The sequence below is a fragment of the Pseudomonas sp. St386 genome, assembly GCF_018325865.1.
In the GTDB taxonomy this organism is placed as follows: Bacteria; Pseudomonadota; Gammaproteobacteria; order Pseudomonadales; family Pseudomonadaceae; genus Aquipseudomonas; species Aquipseudomonas brassicacearum.
Map to the genome: position 1 here is coordinate 246,300 of NZ_AP021900.1, position 16,744 is coordinate 263,043.

The 16,744-nt window shown below is 61.1% G+C and carries 6 protein-coding genes; 2 read left to right on the forward strand and 4 right to left on the reverse strand.

Annotated features, from left to right (window positions below; all coding sequences use genetic code 11):
• Window positions 1-582: 582 nt before the first annotated feature.
• Entirely contained in the window at window positions 583-750 is a 168-nt protein-coding gene (locus KI235_RS01125; protein ID WP_157803406.1) for a hypothetical protein, read from the reverse strand.
• Window positions 751-1,120: 370 nt separating this feature from the next.
• Between KI235_RS01125 and KI235_RS01130 the strand changes: the two genes are divergently transcribed.
• Entirely contained in the window at window positions 1,121-1,465 is a 345-nt protein-coding gene (locus KI235_RS01130; RefSeq protein ID WP_003196543.1) for a DUF6124 family protein, read from the forward strand.
• A gap of 151 nt (window positions 1,466-1,616) precedes the next feature.
• Here the strand turns inward: KI235_RS01130 and KI235_RS01135 are convergent, their stop codons facing one another.
• The 3 genes from KI235_RS01135 to KI235_RS01145 form a co-directional block, all read right to left on the reverse strand.
• The gene (locus tag KI235_RS01135) at window positions 1,617-1,955 is read right to left on the reverse strand and encodes a hypothetical protein (RefSeq protein WP_003196545.1); all 339 of its coding nucleotides are present in this window, start codon (window positions 1,953-1,955) and stop codon (window positions 1,617-1,619) included.
• A gap of 141 nt (window positions 1,956-2,096) precedes the next feature.
• Window positions 2,097-15,035, reverse strand: coding sequence for a retention module-containing protein (locus tag KI235_RS01140; protein ID WP_212795443.1), 12,939 nt, complete (start codon window positions 15,033-15,035; stop codon window positions 2,097-2,099).
• 216 nt (window positions 15,036-15,251) lie between these two features.
• Entirely contained in the window at window positions 15,252-15,395 is a 144-nt protein-coding gene (locus KI235_RS01145; RefSeq protein WP_155252638.1) for a hypothetical protein, read from the reverse strand.
• Between KI235_RS01145 and KI235_RS01150 the strand changes: the two genes are divergently transcribed.
• Window positions 15,394-16,743, forward strand: a complete 1,350-nt coding sequence (locus KI235_RS01150) for a TolC family outer membrane protein (protein WP_003196552.1) — start codon at window positions 15,394-15,396, stop codon at window positions 16,741-16,743. The genes KI235_RS01145 and KI235_RS01150 overlap by 2 nt on opposite strands.
• The last annotated feature ends 1 nt before the right edge of the window (window position 16,744 follow it).

Consider the following 16,744-nt stretch of genomic DNA (forward strand, 5'->3'; position numbering starts at 1 on the left):
CTGACTGAGTACATATCCGTTTCTGCGGTAACGGCTGCTTAGGGTTCCGCCCTTACGGCGGCTCACTTTTTTTCAAACGCCAAAAAAAGTAAGCAAAAAAGGCTTGCCCCACCACTCGGTGCCTCGCTTAGGCTCGGCATGCCCGAACGCAGGCATTGCTCCGTGGGCCCGCCGCGAGGCGGCCTGGTAGCCGACCTGGCTCTCCCGGTCGTACACCCGTCAGATCTGTTTGAGCAGGACCTGTGGGAGCAAAGCTTGCTCGCGAGGCGGCCTGACAGCCGACCTGGCTCTCCCGGTCGTACACCCGTCAGATCTGTTTGAGCAGGACTTGTGGGAGCAAAGCTTGCTCGCGAAGCGACGGCACATTCAGCATTGATGCAAGCAGACCCACCGCCATCGCGAGCAAGCTTTGCTCCCACAGGGACCGGCGGTGGACACTGATCTTATAAACGACCAAAAACCTATGTGCGAGCTTGCTCGCGATAGCGGTGGTTCAGTCACATGGATGCTGGGTTTGCCGGCCTCTTCGCGAGCAAGCCCGCTCCCACAGGGGAAACGCAGTCCCTCCAAGAACCAGGTCGGCTACCAGGCCGCCTCGTGGTGGACGTTGATCTCGGGCGCCCCATTAACCACGCTGGCCGAACGCAGGCATTGCGCAGTGGGCACCTCGGCATGGATGCCGAGGTAGCCGCCCTGGGCCATGGATGGCCCTTCGCGGCGGCCCACGGAGCAATGCCGGAGTGAGGGCACACCGAGCCTAAGCGAGGTGCCAAGTGGTAGGGCAGAAGCGCTTTGGTTACTTTCGACTGGGCCGGCTTCCGGGCTTCTCAAAAGTGAGCCGCCGTCAGGGCGGAACCCTAAGTGGCCGTTACCGCAGAAACGGATATACACCCCCTCTAAAAGTAAGGTCCTAGGAGATTTCCTTCGAGTTGTAGCGAACGTGGTGAACTTGTCCGGCGTCTGCCTCGTGGCTAGTCTGGGTTTGTCACTGAAAAAACGGTGACACGGACGTGCAAGTCCGAAATATCTGTTTAGGGCGAAACGGCCCATGCCATTCAGCGATCTCATTTGGACTCGCTGTGTAGCAAAGGCTCCTTACTAGTCGTTTAGGAGTTCTCCAATGACAACAGCGGAAACGAAAAACACCTCACGCAGCTCCACCACACTCGACGAAGCCGCCGAACGCGTCCTCGACTACTACCTCAATCCCAAACCCACCGATGAAGCCTCGGGAAAAAACCAAACTGCCCAGCTCTTCATGGTCTCCCCGGACATCGACACCGAAACCCTCCTGGCCAATGCCTCCGAAGACCTGCTGTCCATCAGCGCCATCGCCGCCGACCTGGCTGACGACGTCGACGGCTCGCGCCGCAGCGTGATCCTGGCGATCAGTCGAATGGCCGATGGGGTGCATCTGTTGGTGGAGGGGGCGATGGATCGGCTTGAAGTGCAAGCGTCGAATTGACAGACCTGCGGTGAATTGACGATTGTCATCGCGAGCAAGCTCGCTCCCACAAGGGATCTGTTGGCGAATGGAAAATAGCGCCCTGACACAGATCCACTGTGGGAGCGAGCTTGCTCGCGATGAGGGCAGCCCGACACCGATGAAACCAGGGCTAGATCAACCCCTTCTCATCATCATCGATCAACCGGCTCAACCCGCCCAAGGCTTCCCGGGCCTGGGTGCGGTCCATCAGCTTGGCCTGGGCCGCCGGTGGCAGGTCGGTGACGCGGATCACGCCTTTGCTGGTCAGCACCTGGATCAAGTCATCGAGTACCCGGATCATCTCCAGGTCGCTTTGCTTGAGCTGCTTGAGGCTGTTTTCCACCGCCTGGTTGGCGAACCAGTCCTGGATCTCGTGGTTGTCGGCCGGCAAGGTTTCGGTGGCCTCGGCGTAAGCGGTGGCTTCTACGCGCACCAGCAGGCCTTGTGCATCGCGTTGCACATAAAACATCGGGCATCCCTCATGTATGAAGCGGCATCATGCTGGGCAGCATAGGCCAACTGTGGGGGAGTATGGAGGGTGGAGACGAAATCGTCATCCTGGGAGCAGCCATGCACGACCGCCCTGTGAAGGGCGGTCGTGAGGGCCCGGTCAGCTGTTGTTGTGATCGACCTTGATGGTCGGGTCGCTGCCGGCGATCAACGAGTTCAGGTTCACGTTCGACCAGTTGTTGCCTTCGAGCTTGATCGTCACGTCCGGGGTCGCGGCGCCGCCGTTGGCCCCATTGAACTGACCGGAGGTGCTGACCTGCAGCGACGATACGCCATCGACCGTGCTGATTTTCAGGAAGTGGTCGATGGTGCTGCCGCTTTCGCCCTGCAACAGATCCCGCAGGTCGATCCGGTCGCCTTCGCTGGCCTTGAAATCCTTGATCACGTCGGTGCCAGTGTCGCCGGCCTTCCAGACAAAGGTATCGCCGCCCAGGCCGCCGATCAGGGTGTCATTGCCCTGGCCGCCGATCAGTGTGTCGTTACCCGTGCCACCGAGCAGGATGTCATTGCCCTTGCCACCGTCGAGCGTGTCGTTGCCGCCCTGGCCGAAAATGATGTCGTTGCCGGCGCCGCCCAGCAGGGTGTCATTGCCATCGTGGGCACCGGACACATCGAACGCGGTGTAGTGTTCGGTGATGTACTGGTGCACGTTGCTGGTGGTGACCTTGCTGACGTCCACGCCGTTCTGCTGGGCGACGAAAGCCTGGATGGCCTGGTAGCCCTCGCCGGCAACGCCGTTGAAGCTCACCAGGTCGCCGAACAGGATGTCGTTGCCGTTGCCGCCGTTGACCGTATCGGAGCCCGGCAAGGTCGCTTCGGTGTGGCCGATGATCGAGTTGGCCAGGTTGTTCGGGTCGATGTTGGTCTGCGGCGTCGAGTCCGAGTCGTAGGGCTTGAGGTCGTTCAGAGTCACGTCGTTGTTCAGGCCGATGGCCTCGACGGTGCTCAGGCCCTTGAGCAGCGTGAAGCTGTCGGTCGAGCCCGCTGCCGAATCGACATAGTTCCAGTAATCGCCATAACCGGTGCCGCCCTGGTTCGACAATTCAAAGGTGCCATTGCCCTCGGCATGCACGGTGCCGACATAACTGTCGTTCCAATTCTTTCCGCTTTTGGTCGACAGGTACATCTGGCCGTTTTCGTAGATGGTGTACTTGTGCGTGCTGTCGATCGTCTGGGTGTAGTACTTGCCGACGGTGTAGTTGGCTGCGCTCAGCACATCATCGAGCTTGACGTTGCCGTACAAGGTCGGGTTGGTCTGTTCGCCGGTCTGGTAGAAGGTCGGTTTGCCGTCGGTAATGAAATACGTCAGGTTTTTCGCGCCGGTATTGTTCAAGGCCTGGGTGCTGTTGAAGAAGTTCGCCGTGGTCTTGAACACGTCTTCGTAGTTGGTGCCGCCACCGGACACCATCGAGTCGAGCACGCCTTTGAGCAGGGTCAAGGCGTTCGGGTCGTTGAGGTTGACCGCGACGGTCTTGTTCACCTGGTTATCAAAGTCCGCCAGGAAGATATTCACCGTCCCGGCGTTACTGCCCATGCTTTGCTTGAGGGTGTTGAACACCGAGGTCAGCGAGGCCTTGGCCGCTGCGATGGACGAGTCGCTCATGCTGCCAGAGCTGTCGACCATGAAGGCGATGTTGTAGTTGACGCCCGGCACTACGGTCAGCCCGCCAATGTCGGCGACGACGATGTCGTTGCCGTCGGTGCCGGTGACGTTGTCACTGCCCGACGTGGCGGTGATGGCGTTGTAGGTCGCCGGGTACACGATGACTGGGATTTGCGCCGTGGTGGTCGCCGATCCTCCGAGGGCTTCGGTGGAGGTGGAGGTCACGGTCAGATTGAGCTGGCCGTTGTAATAGGTCGGTGGGGTCAGGGTCAGGCTGCCCAGGTTCCAGCCACTGACCGATGCTTCGCCGTTGCTGCCCACGGTCGCGAAGTGGCCCGCGCCGTCGCTCAGCACACTCCCTTCCGGCATGCCGCCAATCTTCACGCTCAGGCTTTCGGAGCCGTCGGTGTCGGTCAGGGCGGTGGTGATTTTCGACAGGTGCACGCTGGTGCCTTCGGCGCCTTCGTTGAGCTTGAAGCCGTCGTAGTAGCCTTCGCCGTTGGTGCCGTGCAGGTCGGAGACGGTCACGCCAGAATTCGCCAGGTCGGTCACGCCGGTATAGAGCGGCACGCCGGCACTGCTCAGGTCGACCGGTGTGCTGCCGTTGACCGACAGGTTCACGTCATAGCTGCCCGGGCCGGTCTGGTTGTGGTGGTAGATGTCCAGGGTGTAGTAGCCGCTGGTGGTCGGCGTGAACGAACCGTTCAACTGGCCGCCCGCCCCCCAAGTGGTGGCCGCGGCGGTTTTGCCGCCGATGGTCACCAGCAGGCTGTCGTCGCCGGTACCGCTGAAGGTGTAGGTCTTGCCGGCTTCGAGGAAGATCAGGCCCGAGGTTTTCGACGCGGTGCCCGGGTTGACGTTGCTGTCGGACTGCACGTTGGTCACGGTGCTGCTGCTGTTCGGCGTGCCGGCGGCATCGATCACCGACTTGAGCGTGCCGGACGGCGCGCCGCTGCCATCGGTGCCCAGGCCCGACAGGCCGGTCCAGACTTCCTTGATCAAACCGGTGGAGGTCACGTTGTTGCCGGCCACGTTGAGAGTCGGTGCGTCGGCGACTGGGGTGATGTCGATCTTCACGGTGCTGGTATTGCCCAGCGCCTGGCCGTCGGTTGGCTGGAACTTGACCTGTGCGTAGTCGGCCTGGTTGTTGCCCGTGCTGCTGCCAACATAACCATTGGCGCCGGATTCGTTGGCGTCCGGAGTGAAGCGCAGCTTGCCGGCGTCGATGTCAGCCTTGGTGAAGGTCTGGTTGTTGGCCACGTCTTTCCAGGTTGCACCGTCCAGATACTGCAACTTGCCATCGGCCGGCAGCTCGGTGATTTTCACACCCAGGCTGGTGGCGGAACTGTCCACGTCGCTGATGCCGAACGTCGACCAGCCGAGGACCAGTGAAGTGTCTTCGGTACCGGTCACCGCGCCGCCAGTGGCCACTGGCGCGTCGTTGACCCCGACCACGTTCACGGTGGTGGTGGCAGTGTTGGAGTAGCTCGTGCCGTCAGTCACTGTCACGGTGATGATGCGCGGTACGGTGCTCGGATCTTCGCTGTTGTTGATGAAGCTGATGTTCTTGATCTGCTGCATGTAGTCGGCCAGCGTCGCATTGCCCGTCAGCGTCAGGACGACCTTGCCGTCGGTGCTGTTGGCGTTGATGCTGATGCCGTTGACGCTGTTGCCCAGGTTCAGCGCATCGCCAGGCTGACGGTTGGTCAGCACGATGGTCGCGCCGGTCAGCATGGTGCTGTCCGGGTCAGTGATGCTCAGGTCGGTGTCGGCGATGGACACGCCCGGACCGGTGGTGCCTTCGGTGAAGGTCACCTGGTAATCGGCGCCGGTCTTGCCGCTGGAGTTGTTGGCGTCCAGGTCGAGTGCCGGTGGCGCATCGTTGTCGATGATCGAGGTACTGACGCTGCCATTGGTGCCGCTGACCGCCAGGTGCTCGAAGTTGCCACCGGTGGCCGAGTCGATCTTGACCACGAAGTTCTCGGTGCCTTCGGTGATCTTGTCGTCCAGCGTCGCCACGTTGAAGGTGGCGCTGGTAGCGTTGGCCGGGATCTTCACGGTGTAGACACCGGTGAAGTCCGTGCCATCGGCGGCGGTGCCGCTGTAGACGATCTTGAGCGTCACCTCTGTTTGCGCCGGGTTCGTCAGGCTGACGGTATAGGTGGCCGCCTGGCCTTCGGTGACCGACGTGCTGCCGGTGATGCTGACGGTGGTGTTGTCGATGGTGTCGGTGACATCGGTCACTGCTGGCGTGGTGCTCGGAACCAGGTTCTCGAAGTTACCACCAGTGGCTTTATCGATGCTGACTTCAACTTTGCCAGCGTCTTTGTAGACGTCGTCTTTTGGCGCATCGACAGTGACGGTGCCGGTGGTGGCGCCTGCTGCGATGTTGATGACGGCGCCGTTGCTCAAGGTGACGGTCACTGGTGAGCCGGCGGCGTTGGTCAGGGTGGCGGTGTAGACGATCGAGCCGCCTTCGGCTACTTCGGTAGACGCGGACAGACTCAGGCCAGTGGTGTCCTGAGTGTCTGTGACGGTGGTTTCGGCAGGCTTGCCGTCGATGTCCAGTTTTTCGTAGTTGCCGCCCTTGGCGTCGTCGATCTTCACGCTCAGGTTATCGCCGCCCGCGAGGGCGTCGTTTGGCGTGACGAAGTTCACGGTGCCGCTGCTGGCGCCAACCGGAATGGTGATGGTCTGGCCGTTCGACAGGGTGATAACCAACGGAGCGTCGGTCACGGGTGCGTTGACCGAGGCGGTGTAAACCACGGTCCCACCTTCGGCCACCGTCGAAGTCGCTGTGAGCGAAACGGTGCTGGTGTCGATGGTGTCGGTAACGTCGGTCACCGCTGGGGTGGTGCTCGGAACCAGGTTCTCGAAGTTACCGCCAGTGGCTTTATCGATGCTGACTTCGACTTTACCAGCGTCTTTGTAGACGTCGTCTTTTGGCGCATCGACGGTCACGGTGCCAGTGGTGGCGCCTGCGGCGATGTTAATGACGGCGCCGTTGCTCAAGGTGACTGTCACTGGTGAGCCAGCGGCGTTGGTCAATGTTGCGGTGTAAACGATGGAGCCGCCTTCGGCGACAGTGTCAGTTGCCGAGAGCGTCAGGCCAGTGGTGTCCTGTACATCGGTAACGGTGGTATTCGCCGGAGTGGCGTCGATGTCCAGTTTTTCGTAGTTGCCGCCCTTGGCGTCGTCGATCTTCACGCTCAGGTTATCGCCGCCCGCGAGGGCGTCGTTCGGCGTAACGAAGTTCACCGAAGCGGAGCTGGCGCCAACCGGAATGGTGATGGTCTGGCCGTTGCTCAACGTCACGACGAGCGGGGCATCAGTGACCGGTGCGTTGACCGACGCCGTGTAAACCACGGTCCCACCTTCCGCGACGGTGGACGTTGCGGTCAGGCTGACAGTCGAGGTGTCGATGGTGTCGGTGACATCAGTCACCGCAGGCGTGGTGCTCGGAACCAGGTTCTCGAAGTTACCGCCAGTGGCTTTATCGATGCTGACTTCAACTTTGCCAGCGTCTTTGTAGACGTCGTCTTTTGGCGCATCGACAGTGACGGTGCCGGTGGTGGCGCCTGCGGCGATGTTGATGACGACGCCGTTGCTCAAAGTCACAGTGACAGGCGAGCCAGCGGCGTTGGTCAGGGTGGCGGTGTAAACGATCGAGCCGCCTTCGGCGACGCTATCGGTTGCACTCAAGGTCAGGCCAGTGGTGTCCTGAGTGTCTGTGACGGTGGTTTCGGCAGGCTTGCCGTCGATGTCCAGTTTTTCGTAGTTGCCGCCCTTGGCGTCGTCGATCTTTACGCTCAGGTTATCGCCGCCCGCGAGGGCGTCGTTTGGCGTGACGAAGTTCACGGTGCCGCTGCTGGCGCCAACCGGAATGGTGATGGTCTGGCCGTTCGACAGGGTAATAACCAACGGAGCGTCGGTCACGGGTGCGTTAACCGAGGCGGTGTAAACGACAGTCCCACCTTCGGCCACAGTCGAAGTCGCAGTGAGCGAAACGGTGCTGGTGTCGATGGTGTCAGTGACATCGGTCACTGCTGGCGTGGTACTCGGAACCAGGTTCTCGAAGTTACCGCCAGTAGCCTTGTCGATGCTGACTTCAACTTTGCCAGCGTCTTTGTAGACGTCGTCTTTTGGTGCGTCGACGGTCACGGTGCCGGTGGTGGCGCCCGCAGCGATGTTGATGACGGCGCCGTTGCTCAGGGTCACAGTGACAGGTGAGCCAGCGGCGTTGGTCAGGGTGGCGGTGTAAACGATGGAGCCGCCTTCAGCAACGCTATCGGTTGCACTCAAGGTCAGGCCGGTAGTGTCCTGTACATCGGTAACGGTGGTGTCGGCAGGCTTGCCGTCGATGGCAAGGTTCTCGTAATTGCCACCCTTGGCGTCGTCGATTTTGACGCTCAGGTTATCGCCGCCCGCGAGGGCGTCGTTTGGCGTGACGAAGTTCACGGTGCCGCTGCTGGCGCCAACCGGAATGGTGATGGTCTGGCCGTTGCTCAACGTCACGACGAGCGGGGCATCAGTGACCGGTGCATTGACCGAGGCGGTGTACACCACGGTGCCGCCTTCCGCGACGGTGGACGTTGCGGTCAGGCTGACAGTCGAGGTGTCGATGGTATCGGTAACGTCAGTCACCGCAGGCGTGGTGCTCGGAACCAGGTTCTCGAAGTTACCGCCAGTAGCCTTGTCGATGCTGACTTCAACTTTACCAGCGTCTTTGTAGACGTCGTCTTTTGGCGCATCGACGGTCACGGTGCCGGTAGTGGCGCCCGCAGCGATGTTGATCACCGCGCCGTTGCTCAAGGTGACGGTCACTGGCGAGCCAGCGGCGTTGGTCAATGTTGCGGTGTAAACGATGGAACCGCCTTCGGTGACAGTGTCAGTTGCCGAGAGCGTCAGGCCAGTGGTGTCCTGTACATCGGTAACGGTGGTATTCGCCGGAGTGGCGTCGATGTCCAGTTTTTCGTAGTTGCCGCCCTTGGCGTCGTCGATCTTCACGCTCAGGTTATCGCCGCCTGCGAGGGCGTCGTTTGGTGTCACGAAGTTCACCGAAGCGGAGCTGGCACCGACCGGAATGGTGATGGTCTGGCCGTTGCTCAACGTCACGACGAGCGGGGCATCAGTGACCGGTGCATTGACCGAGGCGGTGTACACCACGGTGCCGCCTTCGGCGACGGTGGACGTTGCGGTCAGGCTGACAGTCGAGGTGTCGATGGTATCGGTAACGTCAGTCACCGCAGGCGTGGTGCTAGGAACCAGGTTCTCGAAGTTACCGCCAGTGGCTTTATCGATGCTGACTTCAACTTTGCCAGCGTCTTTGTAGACGTCGTCTTTTGGCGCATCGACGGTCACGGTGCCAGTGGTGGCGCCTGCAGCGATGTTGATGACGGCGCCGTTGCTCAAGGTGACGGTCACTGGCGAGCCAGCGGCGTTGGTCAATGTTGCGGTGTAAACGATGGAACCGCCTTCGGCGACAGTGTCAGTTGCCGAGAGCGTCAGGCCAGTGGTGTCCTGGGTGTCTGTGACGATGGTATCGGCAGGCTTGCCGTCGATGTCCAGTTTTTCGTAGTTGCCGCCCTTGGCGTCGTCGATCTTCACGCTCAGGTTATCGCCGCCCGCGAGGGCGTCGTTTGGCGTGACGAAGTTCACGGTGCCGCTGCTGGCGCCAACCGGAATGGTGATGGTCTGGCCGTTCGACAGGGTGATAACCAACGGAGCGTCGGTCACGGGTGCGTTGACCGAGGCGGTGTAAACCACGGTCCCACCTTCGGCCACCGTCGAAGTCGCTGTGAGCGAAACGGTGCTGGTGTCGATGGTGTCGGTAACGTCGGTCACCGCTGGGGTGGTGCTCGGAACCAGGTTCTCGAAGTTGCCGCCAGTGGCTTTATCGATGCTGACTTCGACTTTGCCAGCGTCTTTGTAGACGTCGTCTTTTGGTGCATCGACAGTGACGGTGCCGGTGGTGGCGCCTGCTGCGATGTTGATGACGGCGCCGTTGCTCAAGGTGACGGTCACTGGTGAGCCGGCGGCGTTGGTCAGGGTGGCGGTGTAGACGATCGAGCCGCCTTCGGCTACTTCGGTAGACGCGGACAGACTCAGGCCAGTGGTGTCCTGAGTGTCTGTGACGGTGGTTTCGGCAGGCTTGCCGTCGATGTCCAGTTTTTCGTAGTTGCCGCCCTTGGCGTCGTCGATCTTCACGCTCAGGTTATCGCCGCCCGCGAGGGCGTCGTTCGGCGTAACGAAGTTCACCGAAGCGGAGCTGGCGCCAACCGGAATGGTGATGGTCTGGCCGTTGCTCAACGTCACGACGAGCGGGGCATCAGTGACCGGTGCGTTGACCGACGCCGTGTAAACCACGGTCCCACCTTCCGCGACGGTGGACGTTGCGGTCAGGCTGACAGTCGAGGTGTCGATGGTGTCGGTGACATCAGTCACCGCAGGCGTGGTGCTCGGAACCAGGTTCTCGAAGTTACCGCCAGTGGCTTTATCGATGCTGACTTCAACTTTGCCAGCGTCTTTGTAGACGTCGTCTTTTGGCGCATCGACAGTGACGGTGCCGGTGGTGGCGCCTGCGGCGATGTTGATGACGACGCCGTTGCTCAAAGTCACAGTGACAGGCGAGCCAGCGGCGTTGGTCAGGGTGGCGGTGTAAACGATCGAGCCGCCTTCAGCAACGCTATCGGTTGCACTCAAGGTCAGGCCGGTAGTGTCCTGTACATCGGTAACGGTGGTGTCGGCAGGCTTGCCGTCGATGGCAAGGTTCTCGTAATTGCCACCCTTGGCGTCGTCGATTTTGACGCTCAGGTTATCGCCGCCCGCGAGGGCGTCGTTTGGTGTAACGAAGTTCACGGTGCCGCTGCTGGCGCCAACCGGAATGGTGATGGTCTGGCCGTTCGACAGGGTGATAACCAACGGAGCGTCGGTCACGGGTGCGTTAACCGAGGCGGTGTAAACGACAGTCCCACCTTCGGCCACAGTCGAAGTCGCAGTGAGCGAAACGGTGCTGGTGTCGATGGTGTCAGTGACATCGGTCACTGCTGGCGTGGTACTCGGAACCAGGTTCTCGAAGTTACCGCCAGTAGCCTTGTCGATGCTGACTTCAACTTTACCAGCGTCTTTGTAGACGTCGTCTTTTGGTGCATCGACAGTGACGGTGCCGGTGGTGGCGCCCGCAGCGATGTTGATCACGGCGCCGTTGCTCAGGGTCACAGTGACAGGTGAGCCAGCGGCGTTGGTCAGGGTGGCGGTGTAAACGATGGAGCCGCCTTCAGCAACGCTATCGGTTGCACTCAAGGTCAGGCCGGTAGTGTCCTGTACATCGGTAACGGTGGTGTCGGCAGGCTTGCCGTCGATGGCAAGGTTCTCGTAATTGCCACCCTTGGCGTCGTCGATTTTGACGCTCAGGTTATCGCCGCCTGCGAGGGCGTCGTTTGGTGTCACGAAGTTCACGGTGCCGCTGCTGGCGCCAACCGGAATGGTGATGGTCTGGCCGTTGCTCAACGTCACGACGAGCGGGGCATCAGTGACCGGTGCATTGACCGAGGCGGTGTACACCACGGTGCCGCCTTCCGCGACGGTGGACGTTGCGGTCAGGCTGACAGTCGAGGTGTCGATGGTATCGGTAACGTCAGTCACCGCAGGCGTGGTGCTCGGAACCAGGTTCTCGAAGTTACCACCAGTGGCTTTATCGATGCTGACTTCAACTTTGCCAGCGTCTTTGTAGACGTCGTCTTTTGGTGCGTCGACGGTCACGGTGCCAGTGGTGGCGCCCGCAGCGATGTTGATGACGGCGCCGTTGCTCAGGGTCACAGTGACAGGTGAGCCAGCGGCGTTGGTCAGGGTGGCGGTGTAAACGATGGAGCCGCCTTCAGCAACGCTATCGGTTGCACTCAAGGTCAGGCCGGTAGTGTCCTGTACATCGGTAACGGTGGTGTCGGCAGGCTTGCCGTCGATGGCAAGGTTCTCGTAATTGCCACCCTTGGCGTCGTCGATTTTGACGCTCAGGTTATCGCCGCCCGCGAGGGCGTCGTTTGGCGTGACGAAGTTCACGGTGCCGCTGCTGGCGCCAACCGGAATGGTGATGGTCTGGCCGTTGCTCAACGTCACGACGAGCGGGGCATCAGTGACCGGTGCATTGACCGAGGCGGTGTACACCACGGTGCCGCCTTCCGCGACGGTGGACGTTGCGGTCAGGCTGACAGTCGAGGTGTCGATGGTATCGGTAACGTCAGTCACCGCAGGCGTGGTGCTCGGAACCAGGTTCTCGAAGTTGCCGCCAGTGGCTTTATCGATGCTGACTTCAACTTTGCCAGCGTCTTTGTAGACGTCGTCTTTTGGCGCATCGACAGTGACGGTGCCGGTAGTGGCGCCCGCAGCGATGTTGATTACAGCGCCGTTGCTCAAGGTGACGGTCACTGGTGAGCCGGCGGCGTTGGTCAGGGTGGCGGTGTAAACGATGGAACCGCCTTCAGCTACTTCGGTAGACGCGGACAGGCTCAGGTCAGTGGTGTCCACCGAATCGGTAATCGTGGTGACCGCAGGCGCGGTGCTCGGCACCAGATTTTCGAAGTTGCCACCTGTCGCACCGGTAATGGTGGTGCTGACGGTGCTGCCGTTGTTGTAGACGTCATTAGCCGGCGTCTCGACGTTGACGGTGCCAGTGGTCTGGCCGGCGGCGATGGTGATGATCGAGCCATTGCTCAGGGTCACGGTTACGGGAGTCTGGGCCGGGTTGGTCAGCGTCGCGGTATAAACAATCGAACCGCCTTCGGTGATGGTGTCGCTGGCGGTCAGGGTCAGGCCAGTGCTGTCCACCGAATCGGTAATCGTGGTGACCGCAGGCGTCGTGCTCGGCACCAGATTTTCGAAGTTGCCGCCGGTTGCGCCGGTGATCGTAGTGCTGACCGTGCTGCCGTTGTTATAGACGTCATTAGCTGGCGTCTCGACGTTAACGGTGCCAGTGGTCTGGCCGGCGGCGATGGTGATGACCGAGCCGTTGCTCAAGGTCACCGTCACCGGGGTCTGGGCCGGGTTGGTCAGCGTCGCGGTGTAGGTAATCTGGCCGCCTTCGGTGATGGTGTTGCTGGCGGTCAGGGTCAGGCCGGTGGTGTCGGCCGAATCGGTAATCGTAGTAACCGCAGGCGTCGTGCTCGGCACCAGATTTTCGAAGTTGCCACCGGTCGCACCGGTAATGGTGGTGCTGACCGTGCTGCCGTTGTTGTAGACGTCATTAGCCGGCGTCTCGACGTTGACGGTCCCGGTAGTCTGGCCGGCGGCGATGGTGATGACCGAGCCGTTGCTCAGGGTCACGGTCACCGGAGTCTGGGCCGGGTTGGTCAGGGTGGCGGTGTAGGTAATCTGGCCGCCTTCGGTGATGGTGTTGCTGGCCGTCAGAGTCAGGCCAGTGGTATCCGCCGAATCGGTAATCGTGGTGACTGCAGGCGCCGTGCTCGGCACCAGGTTTTCGAAGTTGCCACCGGTCGCACCGGTAATGGTGGTGCTGACCGTGCTGCCGTTGTTATAGACGTCATTGGCTGGCGTCTCGACGTTGACGGTCCCGGTAGTCTGGCCAGCAGCGATGGTAATGACCGAGCCGTTGCTCAAGGTCACCGTCACCGGGGTCTGGGCCGGGTTGGTCAGGGTGGCGGTGTAAACAATCGAACCGCCTTCGGTGATGGTGTTGCTGGCGGTCAGGGTCAGGCCAGTGCTGTCCACCGAATCGGTAATTGTGGTGACCGCAGGCGTCGTGCTCGGCACCAGATTTTCGAAGTTGCCGCCGGTTGCGCCGGTGATCGTAGTGCTGACCGTGCTGCCGTTGTTATAGACGTCATTAGCTGGCGTCTCGACGTTAACGGTGCCAGTGGTCTGGCCGGCGGCGATGGTGATGACCGAGCCGTTGCTCAGGGTCACGGTCACCGGAGTCTGGGCCGGGTTGGTCAGGGTGGCGGTGTAGGTAATCTGGCCGCCTTCGGTGATGGTGTTGCTGGCCGTCAGAGTCAGGCCAGTGGTATCCGCCGAATCGGTAATCGTGGTGACTGCAGGCGCCGTGCTCGGCACCAGGTTTTCGAAGTTGCCACCTGTCGCACCGGTAATGGTGGTGCTGACGGTGCTGCCGTTGTTGTAGACGTCATTAGCCGGCGTCTCGACATTAACGGTGCCAGAGGTCTGGCCGGCGGCGATGGTGATGACCGAGCCGTTGCTCAAGGTCACCGTCACCGGGGTCTGGGCCGGGTTGGTCAGGGTAGCGGTGTAGGTAATCTGGCCGCCTTCGGTGATGGTGTTGCTGGCGGTCAGGGTCAGGCCAGTGGTGTCCACCGAATCGGTAATCGTAGTAACCGCAGGCGTCGTGCTCGGGACCAGGTTTTCGAAGTTACCGCCGGTTGCTCCGGTAATGGTGGTGCTGACCGTGCTGCCGTTGTTGTAGACGTCATTAGCCGGCGTCTCGACGTTGACGGTCCCGGTAGTCTGGCCGGCGGCGATGGTGATGACCGAGCCGTTGCTCAGGGTCACGGTCACCGGAGTTTGTGCCGGGTTGGTCAGGGTGGCGGTGTAGGTGATCTGGCCGCCTTCGGTGACGGTATTGCCCGCGCTCAGGGTGACGGTGGTGGTGTCGATGGTGTCGGTGATCTGGGTCACGGCCGGCGTGGTGGGCACGGTCACGGCAATGCCAGTGCCACCGGTGGTGCCAGTGACGGTCACGCTGATCTGGCTTGGGTCGTTGTAGACCGTGTCATTCGGCGCGAGTGGAACGTTGACGCTACCGGTCAGCTGACCCGCCGGGATCACGATGACCGCGCCGTTGGACAAGGTCACGGTCAAGGCGGTTTGCGGGGCCTGGGTCACGGTCGCGGTGTAGACCAGCACGCCGCCGGCTTCGGTCAGGGTCGGCGTGGCGCTCAGGGTCATCGTCGCATTGAGGACAGCGTTGGCGGTCGTATCCGTAGTATCGCCACCCAGGGTGTTGTTATCGGTGGCAGCCGCCGCAGCGAGACCTTCAGTTGGGAAACCGACAGTAGGGTCGACGCTACCAGCGGTGGCATCCAGCACCACAAAGCTGTGGCCGCCACCGGCGGCGCCGCCCGTACCTGCGGCAGTGGCGCCGGCGGCGGTGGCTTCCAGGGCGGTCGTCGGGTCGACACCCGCGGCGATGGCTTGTTGCAGCTCTTCTACCGACGGCGCGGCCTGGGCAGTGGCTTGTGCCAGGTCGGTGGAAGAGTCCGGGGCATTGGCGCTCCACTGGGTGTCGCGGCCCAGGTCCAGGGTGCGGCCATCGGCCAGATCCAATGTGACGGCGCCAGAAGGGCCAGTGTCCAACTGATCGCCCGTGTACAGGCGATCGCCTTCAATGAGTACGCGCCGGATGCCCTCTGGGGATACGACGAAAACCTGACCAACAATGCTTTTGACAACGGCAATAACACTGCTCATTGAAGACTCTCCGGGTGTCACGCTCAGTAGACTTCCATGGACCCGTCAGCTTGTAGGCTGCAGCGGTCTGGACGTACATGTTCACAAAGTAAGGTTATTTGACGCTTTTACATGTCAATATTTTGGCTGTGTTTTCTCAATTATTTTGTTTGTGCCAAACTATTGACCTTCTGCCGGCCATCCTAAACAATCGCCGAGGTAATGTCACATTGATATTTAAGCGGCGACCTGTTCTTTCAGTGCGTGTTCCAGCTCCTGTTTTGAACTTTCCGACATACGGTCATTCCGGTTGCCATCATCCGATGCAGCGCCACGTTTCGCTGTGATCCAAGACAAGTGTTTCAGGAAGAAATCCATCATGCGTCTGTACCTGTTCAAGGCTTTACCCTTTGCTCTCGCCGCCAGTTTCGTACAAGCACAAACCTTGCCGCAGGCCATGCAACAGGCGCTGGATGTCCATCCTGAAATCCAGGCTGGCGTGAACAGTCGCCTCGCGGCGGATTACCAACTCAAGGCGGCCAAGGGCGGCTACCTGCCTAGAGTGGACCTTGCAGCCGGATACGGCCGTGAAGGCACCGACAGCGTCACCACCCGGTCGGGCGGGACCAATCATTGGGAAACCCTGAACCGTAGCGAGTCGAGCCTGCGCCTGTCGCAAATGGTTTTTGACGGTTTTGCGACGTCCAGCGAAGTGGGGCGTCAGCAAGCCACCGTCAATGCCCGTGCCTACTCGTTGCTGGACGCGTCCGAGCGCACCGGGTTGACAGTGGCCCAGGTCTACCTGGACGTGCTGACCCGTCGCGAGTTCGTGCGCCTGGCCGAGGAAAACCTCAAGAGCCACGAGCGCATCTTCGACCAGATCAAGCTGCGTACTTCCCGCGGCGTGGGCAGCGGCGCCGACCTGGACCAGGCCGAAGCGCGCATGGCTCAGGCCCGCAACAACCTGATCACCGAACAAACCAACCTGGCCGATGCCGAGACCAACTACCTCAGCGCCGTTGGACAACTGCCCGATCAACTGGAACGTCCTGCTGATTTTCTGGCGTTGCTGCCGGCCAACCTGACCGAAGCCCGTGCCCAGATGCTGGAAAACAGCCCGGTGCTGCGTTCGGCCGAAGCCGACATCGCCGCTGCCGAGCAGCAGTACGAAGCAGCCAAGTCGAGCTTCTACCCACGCTTCGACGCCGAGCTGGGCCGCACTGCCGACAACGACCTGGACGGCCAGAACGGTCACAACAATGAATGGCAAGCCATGCTGCGCATGCGTTTCAACCTGTATGCCGGCGGCAGCAACAAGGCGGACCTGGAATCCAAGTCGTACCTGTCCAACCAGGCCCTGGACATTCGCAACAACGCGCTGCGCCAGTTGAACGAAGAGCTGGGCCTGGCCTGGAACGCCTTGAACAACGCCAATGCCCAGGTGCCGGTCGCCCAGCAATACGTGGATCGCAGCGCTAACGTGCGCACCGCCTACCAGAAGCAGTTCAGCCTCGGCGAGCGGACCCTGCTCGACTTGCTCGACAGCGAAAACGAGCTGTTCAGCGCTTCCCGTCGCCTGGCGGAAATCAAGAATGTGCAGCTGTTCACCCAGTACCGGATCAAGGCAACCATGGGCCAGCTGTTGAAAAGCCAGGGTGTGGTCGCGCCGTTGGCATCGGTTGTGCAGAACGACATGAAGCCCAAGGTCCAGTTGCCTGGGATGAATTGAG

What these genes read in the sequence shown, in the direction of transcription:
- KI235_RS01145 (WP_155252638.1), bottom strand. Translation starts at nt 15,395, where the DNA reads ATGATGGATTTCTTCCTGAAACACTTGTCTTGGATCACAGCGAAACGT.
- KI235_RS01135 (WP_003196545.1), bottom strand. Translation starts at nt 1,955, where the DNA reads ATGTTTTATGTGCAACGCGATGCACAAGGCCTGCTGGTGCGCGTAGAA.
- KI235_RS01150 (WP_003196552.1), top strand. Translation starts at nt 15,394, where the DNA reads ATGCGTCTGTACCTGTTCAAGGCTTTACCCTTTGCTCTCGCCGCCAGT.
- KI235_RS01140 (WP_212795443.1), bottom strand. Translation starts at nt 15,035, where the DNA reads ATGAGCAGTGTTATTGCCGTTGTCAAAAGCATTGTTGGTCAGGTTTTC.
- KI235_RS01130 (WP_003196543.1), top strand. Translation starts at nt 1,121, where the DNA reads ATGACAACAGCGGAAACGAAAAACACCTCACGCAGCTCCACCACACTC.